At 30.5% G+C, this 19,783-nt stretch carries 13 protein-coding genes; 10 read left to right on the top strand and 3 right to left on the bottom strand.

Features of this window, described 5'->3' with window-relative positions; genetic code table 11:
• Positions 1-109: 109 nt before the first annotated feature.
• Entirely contained in the window at positions 110-1,879 is a 1,770-nt protein-coding gene (locus C1I91_RS24510; protein WP_128215262.1) for an ABC-F family ATP-binding cassette domain-containing protein, read from the bottom strand.
• Positions 1,880-2,267: 388 nt separating this feature from the next.
• On the opposite strand from C1I91_RS24510, the gene truA reads away from it, so the two are divergent.
• The 6 genes from truA to C1I91_RS24475 all read left to right on the top strand — a co-directional run bounded on the left by truA (position 2,268) and on the right by C1I91_RS24475 (position 8,276).
• Positions 2,268-3,014 (top strand): tRNA pseudouridine(38-40) synthase TruA, encoded by a 747-nt coding sequence (truA, locus tag C1I91_RS24505; protein ID WP_128215261.1) that lies wholly within the window; start codon positions 2,268-2,270, stop codon positions 3,012-3,014.
• Positions 3,015-3,431: 417 nt separating this feature from the next.
• Entirely contained in the window at positions 3,432-3,611 is a 180-nt protein-coding gene (locus C1I91_RS24500; protein WP_338032579.1) for a hypothetical protein, read from the top strand.
• Between the two features lie 470 nt (positions 3,612-4,081).
• Positions 4,082-5,638 (top strand): GxxExxY protein, encoded by a 1,557-nt coding sequence (locus tag C1I91_RS24490; protein ID WP_128215260.1) that lies wholly within the window; start codon positions 4,082-4,084, stop codon positions 5,636-5,638.
• Positions 5,639-5,798: 160 nt separating this feature from the next.
• Positions 5,799-6,668, top strand: a complete 870-nt coding sequence (locus tag C1I91_RS24485) for an NAD(P)-dependent oxidoreductase (RefSeq protein WP_128215259.1) — start codon at positions 5,799-5,801, stop codon at positions 6,666-6,668.
• 72 nt (positions 6,669-6,740) lie between these two features.
• Entirely contained in the window at positions 6,741-7,301 is a 561-nt protein-coding gene (locus tag C1I91_RS24480) for a Uma2 family endonuclease (protein ID WP_128215258.1), read from the top strand.
• 192 nt (positions 7,302-7,493) lie between these two features.
• Positions 7,494-8,276 carry a class I SAM-dependent methyltransferase gene (locus tag C1I91_RS24475; RefSeq protein ID WP_128215257.1) on the top strand — a complete coding sequence of 261 codons (783 nt, stop codon included), beginning with the start codon at positions 7,494-7,496 and terminating at the stop codon, positions 8,274-8,276.
• A 196-nt stretch (positions 8,277-8,472) separates the two neighbouring features.
• On the opposite strand, the gene C1I91_RS24470 is transcribed toward C1I91_RS24475, so the two are convergent.
• Together C1I91_RS24470 and gdhA are read right to left on the bottom strand one after the other, a co-directional pair.
• Positions 8,473-9,876, bottom strand: coding sequence for a DUF4317 domain-containing protein (locus C1I91_RS24470; RefSeq protein WP_128215256.1), 1,404 nt, complete (start codon positions 9,874-9,876; stop codon positions 8,473-8,475).
• A 216-nt stretch (positions 9,877-10,092) separates the two neighbouring features.
• Complete coding sequence (gene gdhA / locus C1I91_RS24465) at positions 10,093-11,424, bottom strand: NADP-specific glutamate dehydrogenase (RefSeq protein WP_128215255.1); 1,332 nt, start codon at positions 11,422-11,424, stop codon at positions 10,093-10,095.
• A 571-nt stretch (positions 11,425-11,995) separates the two neighbouring features.
• Between gdhA and C1I91_RS24460 the strand changes: the two genes are divergently transcribed.
• The 4 genes from C1I91_RS24460 to C1I91_RS24445 all read left to right on the top strand — a co-directional run bounded on the left by C1I91_RS24460 (position 11,996) and on the right by C1I91_RS24445 (position 19,571).
• A complete protein-coding gene (locus C1I91_RS24460; protein WP_128215254.1) occupies positions 11,996-14,797 on the top strand; it encodes a glycoside hydrolase family 2 TIM barrel-domain containing protein in 2,802 nt (933 codons plus the stop codon).
• Between the two features lie 181 nt (positions 14,798-14,978).
• Complete coding sequence (locus C1I91_RS24455; RefSeq protein ID WP_128215253.1) at positions 14,979-15,941, top strand: tRNA dihydrouridine synthase; 963 nt, start codon at positions 14,979-14,981, stop codon at positions 15,939-15,941.
• Between the two features lie 154 nt (positions 15,942-16,095).
• A complete protein-coding gene (locus C1I91_RS24450; protein ID WP_338032578.1) occupies positions 16,096-18,522 on the top strand; it encodes a histidine kinase N-terminal 7TM domain-containing protein in 2,427 nt (808 codons plus the stop codon).
• A gap of 113 nt (positions 18,523-18,635) precedes the next feature.
• Positions 18,636-19,571, top strand: a complete 936-nt coding sequence (locus C1I91_RS24445) for an exonuclease domain-containing protein (RefSeq protein WP_128215252.1) — start codon at positions 18,636-18,638, stop codon at positions 19,569-19,571.
• The last annotated feature ends 212 nt before the right edge of the window (positions 19,572-19,783 follow it).

Raw genomic sequence — 19,783 nt, 5'->3', positions numbered from 1 at the left:
GCTTAACACAAAATTTTGTTGATAAAGTAATAATAAAGACCACATTGAGGTAATATTCAATGTGGTCTCTAATATTTGAAGATATTTTGTAGGAACTGTTCTTGTAAACTTAATAAAGAAGGGGAAGCCACTTTGTCCCATTCATCAATTTAATTATCCCCTCTAACTCTTCACATAAAGTTTTTGCAAGAGTATAATCATTAGCTTTTAAAGCCAACTCTATTTTGGTTTCAAGAGCTTTTTTGTTTTGTTCAACTTCTAGATAGTCTTTGTCAAAATAATTAGAATAGATCATTTTCCTAAATTTACGTATGCTCATTTTTCTAATTGACTTATCTTCAATGATTAAAACGGAATCCATACAATTTACTATTGAATAGAAATCATGAGAAATCATTAGGATTGAACCTTTATAGTTTTTTAGGGCTTTTTCTAGAGCCACTTGTGAATAGGTGTCTAAATGACTTGTTGGTTCATCAAGAAGCAACATATTTGCTTTACTAGAAGAAAGTTTAGCCAATTGAAGCATATTTTTTTCGCCGCCGGATAAAGTTCCTATCTTTCGATTCATTTGTTCTTCTCCAAAACCATAGGTTGAAATATATTCTTTAATCTGGTCATAAGTCTTAAAACCAGCATCGAAGAATTCTTCATGTATGGTATTAGAATCAGTTATTGTTTTGTCTTGGATTTGAGATAAATAAGCCACTTTAATGTGTTCACTTAACTCAATAGAAATATGATTATTTTCAAATATATCTTGAATAAGAGTAGTTTTTCCAGTACCATTTAAACCTATAATGGCTACTTTATCAGTTGAATTAAGTTCAAAGCTAACATTTTCTAGAAGTACCTCGTCAAAGGCAACACTGTAATTATTAACTTTTAGAGCAATGTCTTCTTCTATAATATTATCTGGAACTAAATCTATATTCACTTCTTTAATATCCACAAAAGGTGCTTTAATTCTACGTTTTTCTAATCTTTCTTGAATTTTAACTCTGGCATTTAGAGTTTTTCCTCTAAAAGATTCAGCATTCTCAGTAGCAATAATTCTTAGTTTATTAATTAAGATTTCGTTTCTTTCAATTTCTGCAGTATCAGCAGCAGCTAGTTCTTGCAATTCAATTTTAGTTTGAAGCAGTGAAAAGTTATAATCAATATAGTTGCCATCGAATTCTTGTAGTTCTAGGTTTTCAAGATGAATAATTTTGTTAAAGCAGTGATTCAATAGATATCTATTATGTGTAATAATTAACATTGTTCCCTTATGTGAATTAATAAGATTTTTAAGGGAATTAAGGTTTTTGAAATCTAAAAATACATCCGGTTCATCCATAATAATTAAGTCTGGATTGGTTAGCATTGCTTTTATCACTTGGATAAGCTTGAATTCACCGCCACTTAGATCAGATATCATTGAATCTTTATGATTCATTAAATTTGCAAGGTTTAAATTTTTATTAATAGTATCTTCAAAAAAGTCCCCATCAATTGCATTGAATGCATCTAGAGCTTGTTGATATTTTTCTAGTAGAGTATCAATATCCGAAGAGGTTTCCATTTCGGTACAGATAGAGGTTATTTCATTTTGTAGTTTAATAAAATATTCTCCTATATATTCGAAAACTGTAATTTCTTTTGTTTTTTCTAGCTGAGAGAATTGACTTACATATCCGATTTTACAGTTTGGGTCCATCTCTAAGGTACCATCGAACATATATTTTTCAGGATCCATAATTATATCTATGAGAGTACTTTTGCCAGTACCATTTGTTCCTATAAAAGCACAATGTTGACCATATTCTAAGGTAAATGAGATTTTGTCATATAGGTCCTTTTGGGGAAATGAGTAGGATAAGTTATCGATTTTTAACATATTAGACCTCGCTTTATAATTAAAAAAGAGCCTATAAGATAAGCACTTTAATATAGTCTTTAGTATTTTAAATGTTACATTATATATTTATGTAATACTTTTTACTAAGGTTAACATTGAAAGCATAACACCTTTTTCGATTAAGTTCAAATCTTTATATAAGCAGATTAGCAAATATCTAGGATATTCTAATATATAATTCATTAAAGAATCTACATGTCATGATGTTGTATGATTTTTTCATTATATATAAATGAAGTATTTCAGATATTTTTTGTAAAGAGAGGAATACTGATAAAGAATTTCTAATAAGAAAGTTTACATATATGAACCTATCTTAGTATATGATACAATGTATTGATTGGTATTTATAAAAAGGAGGATTCAAATGCAAAATTATAAGATGATGATAGCCTATGATGGTAGAAAATATATAGGGTATAATAAATCCAAGGATAATGCGGAAAAGAGTATTGAAGGTAAGTTGGAAGCGATATTATCAAAGCTTTATGAAAAAGATATAGAGGTTATTGGTGCAATTAATACTGATGCTGGAGTACATGCTAAAGGGCAGATTGTGAACTTTATAGCACCAGATAACAAATTAAGTGAAAAAGAAATCTTTGATTATTTTGAAAAATACTTAACAGATGATATTATCATATTATCAGTAGAGGCTGTGGATGAAAGATTCCATAGCAGATATTTAATGAAAAGTGCAACTTATGAATATAGATTATGGAAGAAAGATGCACCTAATCGTCCTTTGTTTGAAAGACATTATGTTCACTTAATGAACCAAACAATAAATGTAGCTAAAAGTAAAGAAGCTGCAAAGTACCTTGTAGGTGAACATGATTTCTTAGCTTTTACTACTAATAAGAAAACAAAGAAATCGGTTAAAAAAATACTTTCTCTTGATATAAGTGAAACCAAAAATGAAATTATTATCATAATTACAGCAAATGGATTTTTACTAAATATGGAAAGAATAATAGTTGGTACATTAATTCAAGTGGGGATTGGTCAATTGCCTGTAAATACAATTGAGAAGGCTTTTAAGTCTAGAGACATGAATGATGTAGGTCATAAAGCTAGTGCAGATGCACTTTGTTTATTAAGCATTCAATACTAATACATATATCTTTTTTAAAATCTATATTATATCTTTACAGTTAGGTATATCACAAATGACATAGATTTTTTTATGATAGTTACCAGCGTTAAGATGGATAAAGGTTACATAGCATAGATGAATTATAGTTAGTGGATTTCAAAGTTAATGCTTTGATTCTACAAGAAACCCTAGACAGCAATGTCCGGGGTTTTTGTCTATTTGAGTAAAATAAAGCTTTCATAAAATTGATGTTTAATTTCAATAATTTCTAAGGCTATAGAAGTAATTGCAACCAATTAAGCGGAGCTTTAGAAGCGATGAACAAGATGGCTTCATTGGTCAAATAACTTTAATAGCTCAACTGTCTTTGCTGACTTATGTGAATTTTTCACTGGAATCTTCTAAGCTCAAGGAGCTGGCGTGCAATCAAACTTTATGACTGCTGTTAGAGGTGTCTTATTTGTGCCTATTTTGATTATAGGAAACATGCTATTTGCTGTTAATGGTGTTATTTGGACTATGACAGCTACAGAAGGTATTTCATGTGTGATAGGAATTATTCTATGGTTAGGGGTTAGACAGAAGGGTATAATAGAAATGTCTGTGAATGAATAAAGAAGATCTAAATAAGTGTAAGCCCAATTAAGGAATAATATTCCCTGTTATGTCTTAATTGGGCTTATGCAATACCAAGTTATTTTTGTATTTGTTCTATCCAATTAAAAAGCCTATGCGTATCTATATGAGCAAAGAAAGACAGTACTTGCTTTGTGGAAAATTAGGACAAAGGATATCAACTTATATGAGGATATTGAAAATTTATTAAAGAAGAATTTCACGCAATACTTAATACTTCATAACAGCTGTAAAGACAGCTCCTTATTAGACTATTATTCAACCAGGTACTCCTCTTAAGTACTAACCACAATAAAGTGGCTTCTAACATCTGGAAAGGAATCAGACATTAAAAAAATTCTTGAACAAATTCAAAGTAGCTTTGATATCAATGTGTTATAATTTAAGAAGCATTAGTTAAGAATTAAAAGGTAATCTATATAAGAAAGTGAGGCTTAGAAGAGAAAGTAATGAGAGATTATTTAAAGTTTTTTGAAGAAGATGAGCATGAAGGTAAAACTTTTAATACAACAGGCTTGTGCATATCTGATAAGCATTATATGGTGAATATAGATTATAAACTAAAGAGCATAATTAAGTTAATTCAAAAAGAACATTATTTTATAATAAACAGACCTAGACAGTATGGGAAGACAACAACACTTCATACTCTTGAAGAAATACTAAAGACTAGATACAAGGTTATAAGTTTAGATTTTGAAGGGTTAGGTTCTGTATTTGATTCAGAAGAAAGTTTTTGTAATTACTTTATGAATGCTATTAATGAGTCTATTGGAGTAGAATTAGATACAGTTTATACATTCGTAGATTTAATTAATAATATAAAGAAAATAACTAGCAACATGGAAGTTATATTGATTATTGATGAAGTGGATAAAGCTTCAAATAATAAGTTGTTTTTAGATTTTTTAGGGATGCTTAGATCATTATATTTAAGTAGAGCAAAAGTAAATGGAACTACATTTAAATCAGTAATTTTAGCAGGAGTACATGATATTAAAAACTTGAAGATAAAATTTAGAGATGATTCAGATATAAGATATAATTCTCCTTGGAATATAGCAGTAAAGTTTGATATAGATATGAGTTTTAATGAATTTGAAATAGGAACTATGCTAGAGGAGTATTCAAAAGAAAATAATTTAGAATTAGATATAGAAAAATTGAGTAAGGAAATATCTAAGTTTACCAATGGATATCCTTTTTTGGTATCTAGGGTATGTCAAGTTATAGATGAAGATATATTAAGAGACAATAAAAGGCCTTGGCTATTAGAGGAAATTCAAAAAGCAGTAAAAATAATAGTTAATGAAAAAAATATGCTTTTTGATGATTTGATAAAGAATATAGAAAATAATAAGGAACTATATGAATGTATATATAATGTACTCATATTAAATATTAATCAAGTATTCAATATAAACAATCCAGTAATAGAACTCGGACACATGCTTGGATACTTAATAGCAGATAAAAATAATAATGTAGCAGTGTCTAATAAAATTCTCAGGGAAGTAATTTATAATTACATGATATCAAAAATGAATGTGACTAATATGAGTTCTTATAATTTTAAGGATAACTTTATAACAACTAATAACGGCTTGAATATGGAACAGATACTTTTAAAATTTCAGCAATTTATGAAAGAAAATTATAGTTCAAAAGATGTTGAATTTTTAGAAAGGCATGGAGTTTTGCTATTTTTGTCATTTTTAAAACCAATAATAAATGGTGTTGGGTTTGATTATAAGGAAGTACAAATATCAGAAGAGAGAAGAATTGATGTAGTGATTCAATATAATCAAAATAAGTATGTTATTGAAACAAAAATATGGCATGGTGACATAGCGCATCAAAAAGGATTAAAACAGCTAAAAAACTATTTAAGCATAGAAGGATTAGGTAAAGGATATCTTTTAATATTTAGTTTTAATAAAAACAAAGAATATAGTAGCAGAAAATATAGCATAGAAGAAAAGGAAATATTTGAAGTTGTTGTGTAGTAATTTATCATTAATAAATATATTGTCTTAACAATTAGAACCATCAAAATGTAAAAATCGTATTTTGGTGGTTTTTTAATATGAAGAATTGAGCCTATAATATTATCTCAGTATCCGACAACATTATAACTATTTATTAAATTTGAAAAGAGGTATGAATATGAACACATTAGGATGGATTGGATTGGGTCATATGGGAACACCAATGGCAACGAATCTTTTAAAAGAAGGAAATAAAGTTAATGTATATAATCGTTCTGTAGAAAAGGCAGTAGCTTTGGTTGAGCTAGGTGCAAATACGATGAGTTCGCCAAAGGAGACAGTGGAGCAATCGAATATTATTTTTATTATGTTATCAGATGCAAATGCTGTAAGGGAAGTATTAATTCAGGACAATGGAGTTTTACAGGCTATTAAGCCAGGAAAAATAGTAGTAGATATGAGTACAATTTCACCACAGGATTCAATATCATTTGCAAAAATGGTATCAGAAAAAGGAGGCGCTTACTTAGATGCTCCAGTATCTGGTTCGGTTGGAGCAGCTCAATCTAGACAGTTAGTCATACTTGTAGGAGGAGATGAGGATGCTATAAAAACATGTACACCTTATCTTAACATTTTAGGCAAGGACATTATATACTTTGGAGATAATGGAAGAGGTACTTCAGCAAAGTTATCAATAAATCTTCTACTCGGGATTATGGGGCAAGGATTTGCTGAAACTTTAGTATTTGCAGAAAAATTGGGTGTGGATAAAGAAAAAATGATAGAGCTGATTTCAAAGTCTTCCATGAATAATGGGCTATTCCAACTTAAGAAAGATATGTATATTAAGGAAGAATTCTTAGCTCAATTTATGTTAGAATTAATGTCAAAAGACTTAGGTCTTGTTAAGGCTGAAGCCGATAGAATGAAAACAATATTACCACTAGGTGAAGAAGTAAATAAAGTTTATATTTCTGCAAAAGAAAGTGGAAAAGGGAAGCTAGACATGGCAGCAGTTTATATGGAGTTAAAAAATATCTGGTAAGAAAAAGTTTATAATGAATTTATGTTGATATATAATAGATATAAAAGATTTTATAGAATTGAGGTGAAAGGTATGGCATTAGCAAAGAATATATCTATTTCATTAGATGAGTTTTTGAAGATGAGAGAAGAAAGTGATAGTATCTTAGAATATATAGATGGAGTAGTATATATGTCACCGTCACCATCTACAAAACATCAAAGGATTTCCAGTAGACTACAAATAAAGATGGGCATTTACTTGGAAGGTAAGACCTGCGAAGTTTTTTCAGCACCTTATGATATTGAATTGAAAAAAGATAAACTTGATGGAACAAAAATAGTTGTACCTGATTTGAGTATAATTTGTGATAAAAGTGGGTTTACGGAAACAAAGTATATAGGAGTTCCATCTTTGATAGTCGAGATACTTAGTCAATCTAATCAATCGCATGACTTAATAACTAAATTGAACCTATATATGAAATATGGAGTACAGGAATACTGGATAATTAATCCTATGTTAGAGTCTGTCACTATATACACATTAAATGATGATGCTATGTATGAACAATTAGATATGAAGACTTCAATAGGAGTAGTAAAATCTAAGGTTTTAGAAGGATTTACTTTGGATTTGAAAGAGATATTTTAGTTAGAGAATTTATTATGAGAATATGAATTAATAAAATTTATTAGTTTGATAGATATAAAAGGTAATAATTTACCATTAGAATAATCACCCCTAGACAGTGATGACTAGGGATGCATAATTTTAAAGGATAAGATATAGTGTAATATTTATAGTCAATAATTTTAAGATTAAAATAGATAAGGAACTAAAGCTATGACAATGGAACTTGAAAAATACTATAATAAGTTTTGTGAAGATAAAAGATTAACCAGAAGGCATGGACAAGTTGAATATATTACTTCTATGAAATATATTCATGATTATTTAGATAATAATAAAGCTGCAAAAATCTTAGATGTTGGTGCAGGAACTGGTAGATACTCTGTACAGCTAGCAGAGGAAGGCTATGATGTTACTGCTATAGAGCTTGTGAAGCACAATCTAGGAGTTTTAAAATCAAAAGGAAGTACAGTAAAAGCAATGCAAGGGACAGCTCTAGATTTATCTAGATTTGATGAAAATACTTTTGATGTTACCTTGGTGTTTGGCCCAATGTATCACTTATATAAGTTTGAAGATAAGGTAAAGGCGCTGGAAGAGGCTAAGAGAGTAACCAAGGTTGGCGGAATTATCTTAGTGGCGTACTGCATGAATGAATATAGCATAATAACCTATGGTTTTAAAGAAAATAATATACTTAAATCTATTGAGAATGGTAAGGTAAACGAGAACTTTCATATTATAGCTGAACCAGAGGATTTATATGATTATGTAAGAATTGAAGATATTGACAAGATAAATGAGGCTGCAGCAATAGAGAGAGTAAAGTTAGTTGCAGCGGATGGTCCTACTAATTATATGAGACCTATATTAAATGCTATGGATGAAGATACCTTCAAGGTTTTCATTGAGTATCATCTTTCTACCTGTGAAAGACCTGATCTTTTGGGGGCAAGTGCGCATACTTTAGACATTTTGAGAAAGAACATATCTTAGTATAATATAACCCACAAGGAAATCTATAATTAACAATTTCCTTGTGGGTTTAATTTATAGCCACATAACCACGAAGCTAAAGCTTTATGAAATATAATAGTGATAGCTTGTCTCTTTATGAAGCTATAAAATAAGATGGTAGCTAAGCTGGATGCTTGCAGATTAATTAATAATATATAAATTTCTATATTATTAATTAAAGTATATCTGTAACACCATTTACATTAGCTTGCTCATTTTCATCTAGTGGAATAACTAAGCACTTCTTACCGTCTATGATTTGTGATTTTATTTGAGATATCTTTTGAGGTTTTACTTTAACTACAATATCATATTCTGAATCAGTAGTATTATCTATACCAGTATCTGTGTCTACCTCAGAAGCAAAGTTAGCATCTAAACTGATATCCAAAGCTGTTTCTGAATTAGCCTCAGAAGCGCTATCTAAATTTGAAGTAGTTTCTTCCAAAGTTCTATTATTATCTGTTTCTACAACTGCCTCTTTTTCTAAGGTCAAAGCCGCTTCCTGTTTTGTTTGTTCCAGTCTTTCTTCTAATATACGAACTTTCTTTTCAAGCTTTTCTTCTTTTTTTCTCTGCTCATTTACTGCAAGAGCTTTCTTATCTATTAGGTTGTCTATTACAGGAGGAGTATCACTAAATTTTTCTGTATAAGTTCTTTCTATTTTTTCAGTGATTTCTTCTGGAATACCACTTTCAATAAGAATTTCTTGAATATTATCATTGGTAAGAACTATAGGTTCAGCATCTTTACCGTTTATTGCTACGTTTTCTTCTACCATGTTATTGAGGGTTTCTTGAATTTCCAACAATATGTGCTCGGATTTTTTGTCATCATAACCAACAGCTTTGCTAATTATAGTTTGGAAAACTTCCTTTTGTTCTGTAGCAGTTTGCTTTGAACTGCAGCCTAGAGCTTCTTCCATTAATTCTGGATGAGTGTCCTTAGCATTCTTAGCATAATACATAATTGAGTGAATATCAGAGCTACGGTCAATAAACGCTGGATAAACAAAGCCAAGATCAGGGGCACCAACTACCCAATCTCTGATACGGGCACCAATTCTATTCTCGTCCTCAAAGTATCCAAGAGCTGGTTTTGAAAGTGTTACTGGGCATATTGCACATAAAATATATTCATATACTTCTTCAGATTCATCTAACTTAGCATTATCTGTAGTTCTTGTAAGCACATCGTAAGCATCGTGAAAAACAAGTATTAAATAGTTACCTGCATAGTCGTAGCTATCTATGATTAATCTATAAAAGTCATCTAGTAGTGCATCATTCTTTAATCCGCTTTTCTTTAATTCCAATAAAGAAAGCTGTTTACTTCCGATACCTCCTTCTTCAAGAGGAAAGTTAAGCTCTAGAAGGTTGTTTCCTACTGTTCCAGATAACACCTTTTTTGCAACTTCTAAATACTTAAAGAATTCTTCTTCTCTTAGGGTTAAAAAGGTTTCTTTAATCTTTAATACTGTATTTTTTTCAGCATCTACATAGCAGCCACACATTTTTGTAAAGGTACAGTCGTCCTTTTTTAAACGTCTTTTCAATTCTAATACATCTTTTTTTCTCATATATATTCCTCTCGTTTCATGAGTTTTACATGGATGTCCACTTTACAATAAAATAGCTTATCCATAGTACAGCTTTAGCAAAAAAATATGCTACTAAATATAGTATAGGGTTCAATGGACAGGTCTGCAAGTGATTAAATAAGTTAACCCATGATAAAAATGTCATGGGTTAGGTAGATTTAGCGAATTTTTATAAATGATTAATTTGTTAAATAATTATATTCCTTGGGCATACATAGCTTCAGCGACTTTAATAAATCCAGCAATATTAGCCCCTATCACTAAGTTATCTTCGTACCCGTATTCAGTTGCAGCTGTACTGCATTTTTCATATATTCCTTTCATTATGGTTTGCAGCTTATCATCAACTTCTTCAAAGGTCCAGGAATACCTCATGCTATTTTGAGACATCTCTAGAGCAGATGTAGCAACACCTCCTGCGTTAGCAGCTTTGGCAGGACCAAAAATGATTTTATTCTCAATAAAAAGGTCAACGGCTTCTATTGTGGAAGGCATATTTGCACCTTCACCAACGGCGTAACAGCCGTTATCAATTAAGATTTTAGCAGAGTTTTGATCTATTTCATTTTGAGTAGCGCAAGGAAGGGCTATATCACACTTTACTGTCCATATTCCAATGCACCCTTCAGTATATGTGGCAGTAGGATGATATTTTATATATTCACTTATTCTTTTTCTTTCTACTTCTTTAATCTTTTTTATTGTATCTAAATTTATCCCGTTGTCATCATAAATATAGCCACTAGAGTCGCTCATAGCTATAACCTTAGCGCCTAATTGAGTTGCTTTTTGATGTGCATAAATAGCTACGTTGCCTGATCCTGAGATAACAACATTAGCACCATAAAAAGATTTACTCTTTGCTTTTAAGGCTTCATTCATAAAGTAACATAGGCCATAACCTGTTGCTTCAGTTCTTCCTAAGCTTCCTCCATAGTTCAAGCCTTTGCCAGTTAGAACTCCAGTAAATTCATTATTTATTTTTTTATACATACCATACATATATCCTATTTCACGTCCGCCAACCCCTATATCTCCGGCTGGTATATCTGTATTTTCACCAATGTGCCTATTAAGCTCTAACATAAAGCTTTGACAAAATCTTTTTATCTCTGAATTTGACTTACCCTTTGGATCAAAATCACTACCACCTTTACCGCCTCCAATGGGAAGACCAGTTAATGAGTTTTTGAATATTTGCTCAAAACCTAGGAATTTTACTATTCCAATATTAACTGATGGATGAAATCTTAATCCACCTTTGTAGGGCCCTATAGCACTATTAAATTGAACTCTAAAGCCACGGTTAATATGCTCTACGCCTTTATCATCAATCCATGGAACTCTAAAGATTATTTGTCTTTCAGGTTCAACGATCTTATCAAAGATTTTATCTGTAACCCATTCAGGATGTTTTTCTGCAACTGGCTCTAGTGATAATAGTACTTCCTTTACTGCCTGATGAAACTCAGGTTCATTTGGATTTCTTCTCAACACATCATCCATTACATTTTTTAATATATTCATTTTTATTTCCTCCGCTAACTATGCTCTATATATTTATATACCTTATAAGGGGAATATATTTTTACAGCTATTAATTAATAGTAACCACTTAATTTCAAAAATATTATTAAATATAGCCTATTTTTAAAATAACATATGTGTAAGTACTTAAGATTTCATTTTAATTTATGCTATTTTTTTAGATATATACTGTTGTAGCTTTGTTAGTCATTAAGAGTGGAGAAAATAAATATAATTTGAAGAAGAGAATAAGCATAAAGAAGGATACTAATTGGCTAGTTTTAGCATGCCAGGAGAAAAAGATCTAGAAAAATGTATAATGAGTAGTTATGGAGTTTTATTTATATGGTTTAACATACTTAAATTTACATATGTAAAGGATTAACATATAATTATGTAAAGGGTATATATATAGGTATCCTTTACGAAAACTTAATTTATGTATGTTCGATAATACCGGCTTCTGGGGATTATCGGGCATATATAAATTAATAGTTGAAGTTGGATACCTATAGGGAACCTTTATGAAAACTTATAATTGGGTTAACTTAATATATGAGAGGTGAATATAATGTACACAAAAATTGATTTGAGTGGTACTTGGGATTTTGAACTAGACGAGAAGAAGAAAGGCATAAAGTATCCTTTTAATGATAAAATCCTACTTCCTGGAACAACATCTAATTCTCAAAAAGGTAAGAAAAATAAAAGTATAGAGGTTGGGTGTTTAACTGATGAATATAAATTTGAAGGATATGCTTGGTTTTCCAAAGAAATTGAGGTTCCTGATGATATTTATGATAAGACAAGCTTTTTGTATCTAGAGCGTACCCGTATTACTACTGTCTGGATAAATAATGTGAAGGTTGGAACCAAAAACAGTCTTTGTACTCCTCATATTTATGAAGTAACAGGGTATTTAAAAAAGGGAAAGAATTTAATTACTATACTTGTGGATAATACAGCTTATCCTACAAAAGGAGGGCATCTAACCTCTCAAGATACTCAAACTAATTGGAATGGGATTACTGGAATAATTGAATTGCAGGTATTTAATAAAGCATATATAGAAGATGTTCAGGTTTATCCGGATATAAGAGAAAAATCAGTTAATATAAAAGTAAAAAGTGTTGGTACAAGCAGTGGGAGTATATCAGTATCAGCAGTTAGTTTTAACAGTAAAATTGGACATGTAGTAGAAGAAAGAAGCTTCAATTTTGATTCAAATGAAATATCTATAGAGTATCCATTAGGTGAAGAGGCTCTACTTTGGAGCGAGTATGAACCTAATTTGTATAAACTTTACCTTAAAATGATTATTGGTGGAATAACAATTGATACAAAAGAAATCACATTTGGTATACGTGAATTTAAGGCCAGCAAAGACAAGTTCGAAATAAATGGGACAAAGACTTTTCTTCGTGGTAAGCACGATGGCATGATTTTCCCACTTACAGGCTTTGCTCCAACAACCATAGATGAATGGCTAAAGGTGTTGCAAATATCAAAAAATTATGGAATAAATCATTATCGTTTCCATACCTGTTGTCCACCAGAGGCTGCCTTTACAGCAGCAGATATGCTAGGCATGTATATGGAGCCAGAACTACCATTTTGGGGAACCGTAACTGATGAAAAGGATGAAAATCATAATCAAGCTGAACAAGATTTTTTGATTAGTGAAGGCTTTTCCATTCTTAAAAGCTTTGGCAATCATCCATCTTTTGTGATGATGTCTTTAGGAAATGAGCTTTGGGGAAGTAAAGAAAGATTAGATATTATACTTAAGAATTATAAAAGTTTTGATAATCGACATCTTTACACACAGGGCTCAAATAACTTTCAGTTTACTCCAGTTATTTTAGAAAATGATGATTTCTTTTGTGGGGTAAGATTTTCAAGGGATAGACTGATAAGGGGATCTTATGCTATGTGTGATGCTCCACTGGGACACGTTCAAAGAGATATGCCTAATACAATGAAGGATTACGACGAAAATATAGCACCATGTTATACTAATTCTGGTGATAATGCTGAAGAAGGTACTGGAGATACTGTAGAGATTCAGTTTGGAACTGGAGTAAAGAAGGTTAGAACTACTAGTTCTAATGATAATCTTATCCCACAGCTTCCTGTAGTGTCCCATGAGATTGGTCAGTATGCAACTTTTCCTAATTTTCATGAAATAGAAAAATATAAAGGGTCATTAAAAGCAAAAAACTTTGAGGTATTCAAAAAACGTTTGGAAGAAAAAAACTTGGCACACCTAGCAGATAAATATTTTAAATGTTCAGGAAAGCTTTCAGTAGCTTGCTATAAGGAAGAGTTAGAAGCAGCCTTTCGCTCAAGGAAGTTAGCAGGATTTCAAGTTTTAGATATTCAAGACTTCTCTGGGCAAGGAACAGCTTTAGTTGGAATATTAGATGCATTTATGGAGTCAAAAGGCCTAGTTTCTCCAGAGGAGTGGAAAAGCTTTTGTTCCGATATGGTGCTTTTAGCCAGATTTGAAAAGTATAATTATGTAGAAAAAGAAAATTTCAACGCTCATATTGAGCTTTGCTGTTACAGAAATCTTAAATTGGAAAGTTTAAGATTATCATGGCGTCTTAAGGATAGCACAACAATATACGAAAATGGTGAGGCTTATATTTCAGGTACTCAAGATAATAATTACATTGATATCTGTGATATTAGCTTTAAGATGCCACAGGTAGAAGGTATGAAAAAAGTTACTTTAGAACTTGAAATAGAGAAACTTAATATTCATAACAGTTATGATTTGTGGATTTATCCAGAGGAAGTTTCTATTGATTATTCAGCTTTAAACATATTTAATGAATTATCTTCAGAAGCAGAAACTTTACTTGAAGATGGACAAAATGTAATTCTTTTGCCAAAGCTTAATGTATTAAAAAACTCTATCCAAGGTTTCTACGCTTCAGACTTTTGGTGCTATCCAATGTTTCGCTCCATTTCTGAAAGCATGAAAAGGGAAGTGCCAGTAGGGACCATGGGCTTACTTATAAAAAATAATCATCCTGTTTTTAAGGATTTTACTTGTGAGGAGTACTCTACTTATCAGTGGTGGAGTATAGTTTCTAATTCACGTTCTATTATAATGGATAGTACTCCAAAGGAATTAAGTCCTATAGTTCAGACCATTGACAATTTTGAAAGAAATCATAAGCTAGGTATGTTGTTTGAATGCAATGTGTCGAAGGGGAAACTCTTAGTTTGTACTTGTGATTTTGATAAAATAATGGATAAACCAGAAGGAAGACAATTCCTGTTCAGTATTCTGAATTATGTACGTTCCAAGGAGTTTAAACCAGATACGGACATGACTATCTCTGAAATAAGAAATATTATTTAGTATAAGAAAAAGTTTTACTAAGGAAATTTTCTATAAAAACGTAAATCACCGTTATGAGCATATAAGTAGGATTTATAAAATTCACCATAGAAATGTGGTGAATTTTTATTTATAATGAAAAAGGTTATAAATTTAATATATACAAATAAAATAAAGATACATTTATACAAGGAGTCATTAGATGAAATATTACTTAGCACCTATGGAAGGAATTACTGGATATATATATAGAAATACCTATGAAAAGTTTTTTCATAATATTGATAAGTACTTTACTCCTTTTATTGTTACCAATAAGGGATCAAGTCTTAAAAGTAAAGAGCTAAGAGATGCTCTACCTGAAAATAATAAGGGAATGAATATAGTCCCTCAAATGCTTAGCAACGATGCAGAGGATTTTATTAATACTTCTAGAAAGCTACAGCAATTAGGATACAATGAAGTTAATTTGAATTTAGGATGTCCTGCAGGAACAGTTGTGTCAAAAAACAGGGGATCAGGATTTTTAGCATTAAGGGAAGAGTTGGACAGATTTCTAGAAGAAATATTTAAAATGGATGATATTAAGATTTCAGTAAAAACTAGAATAGGAAAAACTAGCCCAGAAGAATTCTATGAACTTATAAAAATTTATAATAAATATCCTATGGAAGAATTGATTATTCACCCAAGAACTCAAAAGGATTTCTATGGAAACAAGCCTAATCTACAAGTATTTAAAGACGCAATGTCCTTAAGCACTAATCCTATATGCTATAATGGTGACATTTTCACCTTACAGGATCATAATGAATTAATAAAGGCTTTTCCAGAGTTAAATACTATGATGTTAGGAAGAGGTATATTAGCTAACCCGGGCTTGATGGATGAGATAAGAAGTAATGATAATATAGATAAGAAAGTATTAAAAGAGTTTCATGATGAAATTTTAAGTACTTATATAGAAGTATATAATGATGAAAAAAATGCTATGTTTAGAATGAAAGAACTATGGGGATATATGATTTACATATTTTCTGATAATAAGAAATATGGTAAAAAGATAAGAAAATCACAAAATTTAAGCGAGTATAAGGATGCTGTTTCAAATTTGTTTGAAGAGCAAGAAATAATAAAAGGCGCGGGATTATTTTACTCTTTATAGGCTAATAACATCTAGATATATTGAGCGTTTATCTATTAATTAATAGATTTAAAGTTAAATGGAGCTATGTGCCTATTTATTAGCATGTAGCTTCATTATTTTATGTGTTTTTATTTAGCTGTAGAGGAATATTTTAGTATAATAGTTAGAAGAGGTGATTTTTTTGAATGTTAATTACTTTTTGAGTATAATCTTGTTGGCATCAGCTTTGATCTCACTGCTGTTAGGCTATTTTTCATGGCAGAGAGATAAGAAGTATGCTGCTATAGCTTTAATACCTGTAGCTATTTACTCTTTTGGATATGCCTTTGAAATATTATGTACAAGCATTGAAGCAGTAAAGTTTTGGATTAAAGTAGAATATCTAGGGGTATCTTTTTTACCTGTAGCTTGGTTGCTATTTGCCATTAATTTTAATGGGTATAGAGGGAGGTTTAAAGATAGGAGATTATTTTTACTGTATGTTATTCCTATTATTATATTGGTACTAAACTATACCAATGATTTTCATCATCTCTTTTATAAAAGTCTATCTATGAATACTAGTGGTATTTTTCCTATGGTAGAGATAGTACAGGGGCCTTGGTATTGGGTGAATATTGCATATACGTATTCAATAATGGTACTAGGCTTAATTACTTTTTTATCAGCATATTTTAAGGCTGTATCAATCGTAAAAAAGCAAATGGTGTTTTTAATGATTGCCTGGGTTATTCCATGGGTTTCAGACATAATTTATATGTTTAAAGTTTTGCCATTTCGTTTAGATTTATGTCCCTTCGCATTTTCTATTTCTGGTTTAATTTCTAGCTTTGCTATATTGAAATTTAAGTTGCTTAAAATAACACCAATAGCATTAGAAAAGGTTTTTTCTAACATGTTAGATGGAGTTGTAATACTTGATTATGAAAATAATATAGTGAATTTTAATAACGCAGCTAAAAAGGTTATATCAGAGCTAAAGTATATAGAAGCTGGGGATAAGAAATTTGATGAAGTATTTAAGAATTATGAGGAGTTATTACTAGCGGCAAATAATGATTCTTGTAATGAAAGTATAATTAATATAGAAAATAACAAGCAATTAAAATATTATAGACTTAACATTAATAAAGTATATGAAAAAAATGGTGAAGTCATCGGAAAGATATTAATTTTCAATGATGTTACTGAATTGCTATTACAAAGAGAAGCCTTAGCTGATAATCTGAATTTTATCGAGACTCTTATAGATGCAATTCCTAATCCTATATACTCGAAAGATAAAGATGGAGTATATAACCATTGTAATGCTGCTTTTATAGAATACATAGGAATTGAAAAGAAACAAGTTATAGGGCAGACTGCCTATGAAATATTTGAAAGTGAATCAGCAGAGATTTATAATTACGCTGATAAAAATTTAATGGAAAGTAGAGAAACTCAGGTTTATGAGTCAAGACTTATGCATAGTGACAACACTGAGCACGATGTTATTTTCTGCAAATCTGTAGTTACAAATGAGCATGGAGATAATAAAGGCCTAATAGGAGTAATTCTAGATATTTCGGAACAGAAGAAAAGTAGAGAAAGAATAGATAAGCTAATGACTTTAAAAGAAGCTATGTTAAAGATAGGATATAGCATTAATGAAATATCTAATATTAATGAGTTACTTCAACTGATATTAGATAAGGTTATTAATTGCATTGACCCGAGAAGCTGCGGTTCTGTTCTGGTATTAGATGATGATGAAAATTTAAAGATAGCTGTAGCTAAAGGATATAAGGCAGAGGAAATTGAGAGATTCTCAATAAAGCTAGAAGATGGATGGTTCAATGAAGAAGAAAGATCTCATAAGACAGTAATTGTTAATGATATAGACAAAATTAATCCTACAGGTATGTTGGATACAGAGGATGGAATAAAAATAAAATCTGCTATAAGTGCCCCAATTTTTATAGACGATAAGTGTTATGGTTTTATCAATATAGATAGTGTTTATAGTAATATCTTTGACGAAATAGATAGAGAACTAATGGAATATATGGGTAATCAAGCTTCTATTGCAATATCTAAACATAAACTCTATGAAGAAACTATATATTTATCTAGGTATGATAAATTAACTAATGTGTATAACAGAAGCTATTTTGAGCAAGAAGTGAAAAGTATCATTGCTAAGGATAGCATGGAGGTAAGAGAATTTTTTGTAGTAGTTTTTGATTTGAATGAACTTAAGTTTATTAATGATAACTATGGACATTTAGCTGGAGATGAGCTTATAAGATCCTTTGCTAGAGGACTGACTGGACTTCTTAGAGATTCTGATATTATAGGGAGATTTGGTGGAGATGAATTTGTTGGAGTATTCTTTAATGTAGATTTAGAAAGCTTAACCAATAGATTTGAAAAATTAATCGATGATTTTAGAAAGAATCACATAAGCTTTGGAGGAGAAAGATTTATATGCAGCTATAGTTATGGTATTGCTAATTATCCTAAGGAAGATAAAGAATTTGATAAATTGATAAAAATTGCTGATAGACGTATGTATGAATACAAACATATAATAAAAAGTAAGAACAAGGTAACTAAATAGATACATATTAATGAGATTTTTTTGATAATATTCAATATTGTTGGGGAAAAGATTGAGCATAGTATGTCGAAGGCTAACATAAAGGCCGTAGACTACTTATAACAGGAGAATATATGAATTTTATAGCAATAGATTTTGAAACTGCAAATGAAAAGAGAAATAGTCCATGTTCTATAGGTATAGTGGTTGTAAAAGATGGACAATTAGTAGAGAGAATACATCACTTGATAAGACCTATGGAGATGAGATTTATGCCAATAAACATTGGAATTCATGGAATTAGGCCAGCTATGGTAGAGAAGGAGCCAGAGTTTGATGTAGTATGGGAAAAGATTAAGCATCATTTCAATGGTAACTTAGTAATAGCTCACAATGCTTCCTTTGACATATCGGTTTTAAGAAAAACTGCAGAGCTTTATGATATTGAGCTTCCTACATTTCAATATATATGCACCATGAAACTAGCTAAAAGCTTTTATAAAGGTATTGAAAATGCTAAGCTTAACACAGTAAATGACTTTTTAGGTTATGAGTTTAAGCACCATGATGCATTATACGATGCTCTAGCCTGTAGCAATATACTTCTTAATATATCTGAAGAGCTAAATTGCTGCGATATTGACGAAATATCTAAGCTGCTAGGGGTAACTATAGGATATGTAGATAGAAATGAGTATAAAACATCTTCAACTAAGGGGAAGGTGTATAAAACCTCTAATAAAATTCATGACTATAAAAAAAATAGAGCATTTGATGAATTAATAACAGAGGCTTTTAAAGATGAGGTAGTAGTATTTACTGGAAAATTAAATTCTATGTCCAGGGATGAAGCTATGAGAGTTGTAAGAAAACTTGGTGGAGCTACAGGAAGTTCTGTCAGTAAAAAGACTACTATTCTAGTCACTAATATGAAGGATATAGAGAGTTTACGCAAAGAAGAAATGAGTATTAAGCTTAGAAGAGCAACGGATCTGAAAGCTATAGGTCATAACATAAGCTTTCTAGATGAAGAAGAATTCTTAAAGAGGTTTAAATATATTAAATCATAGTACTCAAATATCATTCAAACCCTGATGTTTCCAATAAATTCTTAACTTGTTATATTGTTTTAAAGTTATAAATATAACAAGTTAAGAACTTTTATTCTTTAGAAGACTATATTTTAGATAAAGCTATACATAACTATATGTATATGCCTTAAATGTATAGATTGGAGAATGAATAAAAAAGAAAAATTATGTCGCCTGCCAAATTTTCCTCA

Origin of the sequence: Clostridium manihotivorum, assembly GCF_004015185.1 — a bacterium.
Classification (GTDB): domain Bacteria; phylum Bacillota; class Clostridia; order Clostridiales; family Clostridiaceae; genus Clostridium_AR; species Clostridium_AR manihotivorum.
The sequence above is the reverse complement of the archived record's forward strand: the minus strand, read 5'-3'. Positions and strand labels throughout refer to the sequence as shown.